The following is a 9,001-nucleotide window of genomic DNA, read 5'->3' as shown; positions in this document are numbered from 1 at the left end:
ATGGCAAAGCCCGTGGCCTCCTTCGAGGGCACCAGCACCGTCTCATCGCCGTGGATCGCCCAGTACATCGGACGGATGTAGACCGCCGCGTCCTTCGGGAAGCCCGACAGCCCCTCCCAGACGATCTGCACCATGTCCTCGGGCGAGATGGTGGGCCGCAGCATCAGCGCCTCGGCCGATCGGTTCACACGCGCGCAGTGAAGGTAAAGATCCGGCGTCAGGCCATCGACGAAGCGCGCGCCGTCGAAGACGCTGCTGCCCTGCCACATGCCGTGATCCGCCGCCTTCATCACGGCGAGGTCCCCCTCGTGCCAGCATCCTTCGAAATAGGTGCGGATTCTCGAGCCTGCGGCCATGTGCGTCACTCCGGTATTTTCGCGCGCAAACTAGGCCCATGGCGGGGGAAGGTCCATCCCCGCCGGGGCGGCACCCGGTCGCAATGTCGCGATAAACGGAACTGCAGGAGACACCCAAACCGCTGAGCGCGGCGCTCCCCCCTTCATCTTGCCGGATAAACTCCGGGGGTGAGGCCGACAGGCCGAGGGGGCAGCGCCCCCTTCTCCCCACCGCTCGCACGGCAGTCGCACCCGGCGCGCACGCAACCACGCGGCAGGCACCCAAGATCGCCGGACCGCCTCGACAGAGCGGCCCCTACCCCTGCTCGTGGAAGAAGGCGTAGATCCGCTCCGCCAGCGCCGCGCTGACCCCGTCCACCGCCCGGAGATCGGCGAGGTTGGCGCGGCTCACCGCCTTGGCGGAGCCGAAATGCGCCAGCAGCGCGCGCTTGCGGGACGCGCCGACGCCCGGCACCTCGTCGAGAGGGTTGGCCATCTGGCTCTTGGCGCGTTTGGCCCGGTGGGTACCGATGGCAAAGCGGTGGGCCTCGTCGCGCAGGCGCTGGATGAAGTAGAGCACCGGGTCGTTGTGGCGCAGCGCAAAGGGGCGCTGGCCGACGCGGTGGAACTCTTCCTTGCCGGCGTCGCGGTCGATGCCCTTGGCGACACCCACCATCGGCACGTCCTCGACCCCGTGCTCGCGCATGATCTCGGCCACCGCCGAGACCTGCCCCGCACCACCGTCGATCAGCAGCAGGTCCGGCCACAGCCCCTTGTCGCGCTCGGGATCCTCCTTCAGCAGGCGGGTGAAGCGGCGCGACAGCACCTCCTTCATCATGCCGAAGTCGTCGCCCGGGACCAGATCCTCGCCGCGGATGTTGTACTTGCGGTACTGGTTCTTCATGAACCCGTCCGGCCCGGCGACGATCATCGCGCCCACGGCGTTGGTGCCCATGATGTGCGAGTTGTCGTAGACCTCGATGCGCTGCGGCGGGCCGTCGAGCCCGAAGGCCTCGGCCACCCCGCGCAGGAGCTTGGCCTGCGTCGCGGTCTCGGACATGCGCCGTGCGAGGCTCTCGCGGGCGTTGCGGGCGGCCCCCTCGATCAGCTCCGCCTTCTCGCCCCGCAGCGGCACCGCGATCTCGACCTTGCGGCCGAGCTTGCCGGTCAGCGCCTCGCACATCAGGTCCGGGTTCTCGATCTCGTGGCTCAGAAGCAGCAGGCGCGGCGGTTCCTTGGTGTCGTAGAACTGGCCGACGAAGGCCTCGAGCACCTCGGCCGCGTCCACGTCCTCGCCCACCCGGGGGTAGTAGTCCTTGTTGCCCCAGTTCTGGTTGGCGCGGATGAAGAACACCTGCACGCAGGCCTGCCCGTTCTCCATGTGCAGCGCGATCACGTCCGCCTCGGCGACGCTGCGGGGGTTGATGCCCTGCACCGTCTGCACCTGCGTCAGCGCCCGGATCCGGTCGCGCAGCGCCGCTGCCCGCTCGAACTCCATCGCCTCGGAGGCCTCCATCATCTGCGCCGCAAGCGTCTCCTGCACGGCGGTCGACTTGCCCGACAGGAAGCGTTGCGCATCCCGCACAGAGGCCACGTAATCCTCGGGCGAGACATAGCCCACGCAGGGCGCAGAGCAGCGCTTGATCTGGTAGAGCAGGCAAGGCCGCGTGCGCCCCTCGAACATCGAATCCGAGCAGTTGCGCAGCAGGAACACCTTCTGCAGCTGGTTCAGCGTGCGGTTCACCGCGCCGGCGCTGGCGAAGGGGCCGTAGTAGGCGCCCTTCTCGGTCTTGGCGCCGCGGTGCTTGCGGATCTGCGGGAAGGCGTGATCCGTCACCATGATGTTGGGGAAGCTCTTGTCGTCGCGCAGCAGCACGTTGAACTTGGGCTTGAGCTGCTTGATCAGGTTCTGCTCGAGCAGCAGCGCCTCGGTCTCGGTGCGCGTCGTGAGGAACATCATCGACGCGGTTTCCGAAATCATCCGCGCGATCCGGCGCGAATGCTGCGCCGAGGGGCGCGAGTAGCTCGACACCCGCGCCTTCAGGTTCCGCGCCTTGCCGACATAGAGCACACGGCTCTGGTCATCCAGCATCCGGTAGACGCCGGGACTGGAGTCCAGCGTCTTCAGATAGCCGTGGATCACCTCGTATCCGCGCTGCGGCGCGGCATCCGCGCTGTCGCCTGCTTCGGTCATTCTTTCGTTTGCGCCCTAACGGTCACGCTTCGTTGATTCTACCTGCCGGGCTGCAATGCCGATCAGGGGAGTTCAAGGTTTTTTCCATCCACCACTTCTGTGGATAAACCTGCGGGCAAATTCCGGGCAACCCGGTTTTTCCCTTGTATTCGGCCCATTTCGTCAGGTTGCGCATTTTTTGAGCAAAAACGTAAGGTGCTGAATTTGCTTTGAATTTTTCGAGAATTCCGCGCAACCCCTTGACCTCACGACGTATTTGTAACGGCCAGTTAACAGTTCCAGGACCAGTGCAAAACTTGACCTAGGGATACCTTATTCCACGCCGAGCACGTCCGGCGTCTGCCACGCAAGGTGCTGGCCGCCATCCATGCACAGCAGCTGTCCGGTGAACCCCGGCGAGTCGAGCATGAGCCCCAGCGCCGCCGTGATGTCCGCCGGATCCGAACCTCTTCCCAACACCGTCGCGGCGCGCTGCTTCGAGAAATGCTCCTCGCTCTGGCGGGCGCCCCGAAGCGTCGGTCCGGGCCCGATGGCGTTCACCCGCACCCGCGGCGCCAGCGCCATCGCGGCGGTCTGCGTGAGCGTCCAGAGAGCCGCCTTGGCGAGCGTGTAGGTCATGAACTCTGGCGTGAGCTTGCGGACACGCTGGTCGATCATGTTGACCACCAGCCCCTGCGCCACCGGCTCGCCCATGGCGTCGGTCCGCGGCTCGGGCACCTGCGCCGCCAGCGCCTGTGTCAGCAGGAAGGGCGCACGCAGGTTCGATTCGAAATGCCGGTCCCAGCTGTCGCGGGAGGCGGTCTCGATATTGTCGTACTCGAAGATCGAGGCGTTGTTCACCAGCACCGTCAGCGGCCCGCCGAGCGCCCCGGCGGCCTTCGGCAGCAGCGCCTGCGTGGCGCGCTCGTCGAGCAGGTCGGCCTGCACCGCGGCGGCCTTGCGCCCCATGTCGCGGATCTGCGTCACGACCTCGCCCGCAGCCTCCTCGGAGCCCGCGTAATGCACAGCCACGTCGAAGCCGCGCCCGGCGAGGTAGAGCGCCATCTCGCGCCCCAGCCGCTTGCCCGCGCCGGTCACCAGCGCCCGTCTGGTCTCGATCACCATGGCTTCCGTCTCCTCAGATCAGCACGAGGGCAATGTAGCCCACGTAGAGCGCCGACAGGAAGGCACCCCAGCCCCGCCCGAGGTCCCGCTTGAGGAACACGAAGGGGATCAGCAGCAGCGAGGCCGCCAGCATCACGGCGAAGTCGAAGTAGAGCTCCTCGAGATCCACCGTCAGCGGCCGGATGATCCCGGCGATGCCGATGATGGCGAGAAGGTTGAACATGTTCGAGCCGATGACGTTGCCCAGCGCCACGTCCGCCTGCTTGCGGATCGCCGCCATGACGGTGGTGGCAAGCTCGGGCAGCGAGGTGCCGAGCGCCACCAGCGTGAGGCCGATCACCGTGTCGGGCACGCCGAACATCTTCGCGATCTCGGTCGAGCTGTCGACCAGCAGGTCGGCGCCCAGAGGAAGCCCCACGAGGCCGAGCACGAGGAAGAGCGCGATCTTCCACCACGGCATGTCCGGGTCCGCGCCCTCGGGCTCCTCGAGCTCCTCCAGCTCGGCGTCGGCCTTGCCGTTGCGCCGGTGCCGCAGCGCGTCACGGATGGAATCGCAGAGCACCAGCGCCAGCGCGCCCAGCAACACGATCCCCGAGATCCAGTCGAAGGTGCCGCGCAGGGCCAGCGCAATGAAGAGCAGCGTCGAGCCCAGCATGATGAGGTAGCTCTTGCGGGTGTCATGCCCGGCGCAGTGCATCACCGTGATCAGACCGGGGATGCCGAGGACCAGCAGCACGTTGGCGGTGTTCGATCCCACCACGTTGCCGAGCGCGATGCCCGAGGCCCCCATCATCCCCGCCTGGATCGAGATCAGCAGCTCGGGCGCCGAGGTGCCGAAGGCCACGATGGTCAGGCTCACGATCAGCGCCGGGATCCCCATCCTCAGCGACAGGTTCACAGCCCCCTTCACGAGCGCGTCCCCGGCCAGCAGGAGGATCACCAGCCCGAGGGCCGCGTAGACAAAGACCATGGTCAAACCTATCCCTTGCCACAGCGGCACGGGCCCTTACCGATCCGGTAACGGCCGCAGCGCGGGCATTTCTTCTGTGCGAGTTGCCGGGCGCCCGGCACGCGGAGCTTGCCGAAGATGCCGAGCACGGCGATCACCACCAGGAATATCGCGACGATCTTGAAGAGCACGTCAGAGACCGAACCTCGCGAAGGCGGCGCGTTCCTCGACCGCACCGAGGGCGTCCTGCGCCAGCGTGGCGCCGAGGCGCGGGAAGAGCCGGCGTTTCTGCTCGTAGCGGCGGAAGCGGACCTTGTCGCCGAAGCGCTGCTTCATCACCGGTACGAGGTGCCCGACTCCGTCAGCCAGCCCGACATCGCAGGCGGCCTTGCCGATCCAGACCTCGCCGGTGAAAAGATCCGGGTCGTCGGCAAGCTTGTCGCCGCGGCGGCTGCGGATCTGCTGGATGAAGGTCTCGTGCAACTGCCCGAGCAGCCGGTCGAGACGCGCCACGTCCTCTTCGCTTTCGGGGCGGAACGGGTCGAGCATCGACTTGGACTTGCCGGCGGTGTGCACGCGGCGCTCGATGCCCTGCCGCTGCAGGAAGACATGCGCGCCGAAGCCAGCCGAGATCACCCCGATGGAGCCGAGGATGGAACTGGGATCGGCCCAGATCTCGTCGGCGGCGGAGGCGATCCAGTATCCGCCCGAGGCCGCCACGTCCTCGGTGAAGGCGAAGACCGGCACCTTGGTCTCTTCCGAGAGCCGCCGGATGCGCGCGCCGATCAGCGAGCTCTGGACGGGCGATCCGCCCGGCGAATTGATCTCGAGCGCGACGGCGGCGGGCTTGCCCTTGCGAAAGGCCTTTTCCAGCAGCGGTCGCAGGCTCTGGTCAGACAATGCCATGCGCCCGCCGGTTCCGATGGCGCCTTGCATGCGGACGACAGCCACGGTGGGCTTCGTTTTCAGGAACGGGATCCATCTCGTCATGCGCTGTGATGTAGAGGCCGTGTCCGGGACAAACAAGGCGACGGCAAAAAGAACCCGCGCGCTGCGTCCTTCGTGTCGGAACGTCACCGCGAAAGCCGCGCCCGCGCCTTCATCTTGCCGGATAAACTCCGGGGGAGTCCGCGCCAGCGGACGGGGGCAGAGCCCCCTCCCCGCCGGCCATCAGCGCCCCGACCACGGTCGGCGGGGACCTCTTCAAACCCGCCAGCCACGCTCCGCCTTGCACCTGCCGCAACAGGTTCCCCCTTCGGCCCGCCCGCAACACACCCGCCCCTCTCCCCTCAGAAGAAGCTCTGCGGGTCGATGTCGATGGCCATGCGCAGCTCGCCCCGAAGCCGGAACTGCGCCGCCCATTCCGCCAGCGCCGGCTGCAGCGCCACTCCCTTCGGCGCCTTCACCAGAAGCCGCACGCGGTGGCGCCCGCGCACCCGCGCAACGGGCGCGGGGGCTGGCCCGTAGACCTGCGCGCCGATCCGGCGCAGCGGCGCGTCCTGCCGCGCCATGGCATTGCCGAGGTCGAACACTTCCTGCACCTCGGTCGAGGACAGGATCACCCCCGCGAGGCGTCCGTAGGGCGGCATTCCCGCCGCGCGGCGCTCGTCCGCCTCGGCCTGCCAGAAGCCCTCCTCGTCGCCCGAGAGGATTGCGCGGATCACCGGGTGCTCAGGCTGGTAGGTCTGCAGCAGCGCGACGCCGGGCTTCTCGGCCCGCCCGGCCCGGCCCGCCACCTGCCGCATCAGCTGGAAGGTCCGCTCGGCGGCGCGCAGGTCCGAGCCCTGCAGCCCGAGGTCGGCGTCGATCACCCCCACCAGCGTCAGCAGCGGGAAATTGTGCCCCTTGGCCACCAGCTGGGTGCCGATCACGATGTCCGCCCCGCCCTGCGCGATCTTCTCGATCTCTTCCTTGAGCGCCCGGGCCGAGCCGAAGAGGTCCGAGGACAGCACCGCCAGCCGCGCCTGCGGGAAAAGCTCCGCCGCCTCCTCGGCCAGCCGCTCGACCCCGGGCCCGACCGCGGCGAGCTTGTCCTCGGCCCCGCAGGAGGGGCAGGTCTCGGGCTTGGCGATGGTCTCGCCGCACTGGTGGCAGACAAGACGCTGCAGAAAGCGGTGCTCGACCATGCGCGCATCGCAATGGGGGCAGCCGATCTGGTGGCCGCAGGCCCGGCAGATCGTCACCGGCGCGTAGCCGCGCCGGTTCAGGAACAGCATCGCCTGCTCGCCCTTCTGCAGCCGCGCCAGCACCTCCGACTGCAGGCTGGGCGAGACCCAGCGGTTCGAGGGCAGCGTCTCGGCCCGCATGTCGATGGCGCGCATCTCGGGCAGCACCGAGGCGCCGAAGCGCGAGGTCAGGTCGAGCCGCCGGTACTTGCCCGCATCGGCGTTGGCCCAGCTCTCGAGCGACGGCGTGGCCGAGGCCAGCACCACCTGTGCCGCGCAGATCGAGGCCCGCAGCACGGCCATGTCGCGGGCGTTGTAGAACACCCCCTCGTCCTGCTTGTAGGAGGTGTCGTGCTCCTCGTCGACGACCATCAGCCCGAGGTCGCGGTAGGGCAGGAACAGCGCCGAGCGCGCCCCCACCACCAGCTGCGCGCCACCGGCGGCGATCTGCTTCCAGACCCGCCGGCGCTCGGTCACGGTGACGCCGGAATGCCACTCTGCGGGGCGGGCACCGAAGCGCGCCTCGACCCGGGTCAGGAACTCGGCGGTGAGCGCGATCTCGGGCAGCAGCACCAGCGCCTGCCGCCCCTCCGCGAGGCATTCCGCCACCGCCTCGAGATAGACCTCGGTCTTGCCCGAGCCGGTCACCCCCTTGAGCAGCACCGTGCCGTAGCGCCCCGAGGCGACGCCCGCGCGCAGGTCCTGCGCCGCCACGGCCTGGTCATCGGCCAGTGCCTTGCCACCGTAGTCGGGATCGAGCCGCGGGAAGGGCGTGTCGCGCGGTGCCTCCTCCTCGCGCACCGCACCCGTCTTCGCGAGCCCCTTGATCACCGAGGGCGTCACGCCTGCGGTCTCGGCCAGCTCCCCCTGCGTGAGCGCGAGCCCGCCCATGTCGCTCAGCACGTCCAGCACGCGGCGGCGGGCGTCGGTCATGCGTTCGGGCTCGCTGTCGCCCAGCCGGTAGATCTTGCGCATCGAGGGCGCGTCGCCCAGCCCCGGCGCCCGCGTCGCCAGCCGCAGCATCGCGGGCAGCGGCGTCAGCGTGTAGTCGCCGGCGCGTTCGAGGAAGCTGCGCAGCTCGTCCCTCATCGGCGCCGCGTCAAGCACCCGGATCACCGAGCGCACCCGCGCATAGTCGAAATCGCCGCGCCCCGGCCCCCAGACCACGCCCAGCACCTTGCGCGGCCCCAGCGGGACCTCGACAAAGGCGCCCTGCCAGCACCCGCCCTCCGGCGCCTTGTAGTCCAGCGCCCGGTCGAGCGGCTGCGTGGTCAGTACCGCGACCAGCGTGCCTTCATCGTAGAACGCGTCCATTCACCGGGTTTCCGTTAGCGCAACACTTGAGGGCCTTCCGGCCCGCCCTAGCATGGGGTATGACACGCGCAACGGAATGCCAAGCAATGCCGGGAGGGCAGACGCAGATGAAATTCTTCGTAGATACCGCAGACGTGGACGCGATCCGCGAGCTCAACGAACTGGGCCTCGTCGACGGCGTGACCACCAACCCTTCGCTGATCGCCAAATCCGGCCGTGACATTCTCGAGGTCACCAAGGAGATCTGCGACATGATCGACGGTCCGGTCTCGGCCGAGGTGGTCGCGACCGAATACGAGGCGATGGTCGAGGAAGGCTTCAAGCTGGCCGAGATCGCGCCGAACATCGCGATCAAGGTTCCGCTGACGCTGGACGGCCTGCGCGCCTGCCGCACCTTCAGCGCCGAAGGCAAGATGGTCAACGTGACGCTGTGCTTCTCGGCCAACCAGGCGCTGCTCGCGGCCAAGGCCGGCGCGACCTACATCTCGCCCTTCGTGGGCCGTCTCGACGACATCAACATCGACGGGCTCGAGCTGATCGCCGACATCCGCACGATCTACGACAACTACGGCTACGAGACCCAGATCCTCGCGGCCTCGATCCGCTCGGCCAACCACATGTCGGACTGCGCCAAGATCGGCGCCGACGTGGCCACCGCGCCGCCCGCCGTCATCAAGGCGATGGCCAACCACGTGCTGACCGACAAGGGTCTGGCCGCCTTCCTCGCCGACGCGGAAAAGGCGGGCATCAAGATCGTCTGACCATGGCGCGCAGGGTCCCCGCCCCGGTCCGGCAGATCGACGCCGACCTGAGCCTGCTGGACAAGCGGGCGGTGATCCTCGCGTGGCAGGCCTACCAGCTCGAGATGTGCGACATTCCCGCCGAGCTTTTCGGCGAGGAGCTGGATTTCCACCTCGACTGGTCGCTGAAGGACGGCGAT

At 68.3% G+C, this 9,001-nt stretch carries 9 protein-coding genes; 1 reads left to right on the top strand and 8 read right to left on the bottom strand.

The window, feature by feature from the left end; genetic code table 11:
- The 8 genes from HC022_RS13275 to HC022_RS13240 form a co-directional block, all read right to left on the bottom strand.
- The coding region (locus HC022_RS13275; protein WP_368484664.1) for an aminotransferase class IV at positions 1-356 on the bottom strand (356 nt) is incomplete at its 3' end.
- 295 nt (positions 357-651) lie between these two features.
- Positions 652-2,529 (bottom strand): excinuclease ABC subunit UvrC, encoded by a 1,878-nt coding sequence (gene uvrC / locus HC022_RS13270; RefSeq protein WP_089962160.1) that lies wholly within the window; start codon positions 2,527-2,529, stop codon positions 652-654.
- A gap of 22 nt (positions 2,530-2,551) precedes the next feature.
- The gene (locus HC022_RS13265; protein ID WP_167452754.1) at positions 2,552-2,764 is read right to left on the bottom strand and encodes a hypothetical protein; all 213 of its coding nucleotides are present in this window, start codon (positions 2,762-2,764) and stop codon (positions 2,552-2,554) included.
- 77 nt (positions 2,765-2,841) lie between these two features.
- Entirely contained in the window at positions 2,842-3,633 is a 792-nt protein-coding gene (locus HC022_RS13260) for an SDR family oxidoreductase (protein WP_008884558.1), read from the bottom strand.
- Positions 3,634-3,646: 13 nt separating this feature from the next.
- Positions 3,647-4,603, bottom strand: a complete 957-nt coding sequence (locus tag HC022_RS13255; protein ID WP_167452753.1) for a calcium/sodium antiporter — start codon at positions 4,601-4,603, stop codon at positions 3,647-3,649.
- Between the two features lie 8 nt (positions 4,604-4,611).
- Positions 4,612-4,773 (bottom strand): hypothetical protein, encoded by a 162-nt coding sequence (locus HC022_RS13250; RefSeq protein ID WP_008886239.1) that lies wholly within the window; start codon positions 4,771-4,773, stop codon positions 4,612-4,614.
- A gap of 1 nt (position 4,774) precedes the next feature.
- Complete coding sequence (locus tag HC022_RS13245) at positions 4,775-5,572, bottom strand: S49 family peptidase (RefSeq protein WP_040383796.1); 798 nt, start codon at positions 5,570-5,572, stop codon at positions 4,775-4,777.
- A 299-nt stretch (positions 5,573-5,871) separates the two neighbouring features.
- Positions 5,872-8,061 (bottom strand): primosomal protein N', encoded by a 2,190-nt coding sequence (locus tag HC022_RS13240; protein ID WP_167452752.1) that lies wholly within the window; start codon positions 8,059-8,061, stop codon positions 5,872-5,874.
- 107 nt (positions 8,062-8,168) lie between these two features.
- Here HC022_RS13240 and fsa point away from each other — a divergent pair, with 107 nt between their 5' ends.
- Positions 8,169-8,822, top strand: a complete 654-nt coding sequence (gene fsa / locus HC022_RS13235; protein ID WP_008883908.1) for a fructose-6-phosphate aldolase — start codon at positions 8,169-8,171, stop codon at positions 8,820-8,822.
- Positions 8,823-9,001 lie beyond the last annotated feature (179 nt).

The sequence above is a fragment of the Salipiger sp. HF18 genome (assembly GCF_011806505.1).
GTDB lineage: Bacteria > Pseudomonadota > Alphaproteobacteria > Rhodobacterales > Rhodobacteraceae > Salipiger > Salipiger thiooxidans.
The sequence above is the reverse complement of the archived record's forward strand: the minus strand, read 5'-3'. Positions and strand labels throughout refer to the sequence as shown.

Coding starts and splice junctions, on each gene's coding strand:
- uvrC (WP_089962160.1), bottom strand. CDS start 2,529: ATGACCGAAGCAGGCGACAGCGCGGATGCCGCGCCGCAGCGCGGATAC.
- HC022_RS13260 (WP_008884558.1), bottom strand. CDS start 3,633: ATGGTGATCGAGACCAGACGGGCGCTGGTGACCGGCGCGGGCAAGCGG.
- HC022_RS13255 (WP_167452753.1), bottom strand. CDS start 4,603: ATGGTCTTTGTCTACGCGGCCCTCGGGCTGGTGATCCTCCTGCTGGCC.
- HC022_RS13245 (WP_040383796.1), bottom strand. CDS start 5,572: ATGACGAGATGGATCCCGTTCCTGAAAACGAAGCCCACCGTGGCTGTC.
- HC022_RS13240 (WP_167452752.1), bottom strand. CDS start 8,061: ATGGACGCGTTCTACGATGAAGGCACGCTGGTCGCGGTACTGACCACG.
- fsa (WP_008883908.1), top strand. CDS start 8,169: ATGAAATTCTTCGTAGATACCGCAGACGTGGACGCGATCCGCGAGCTC.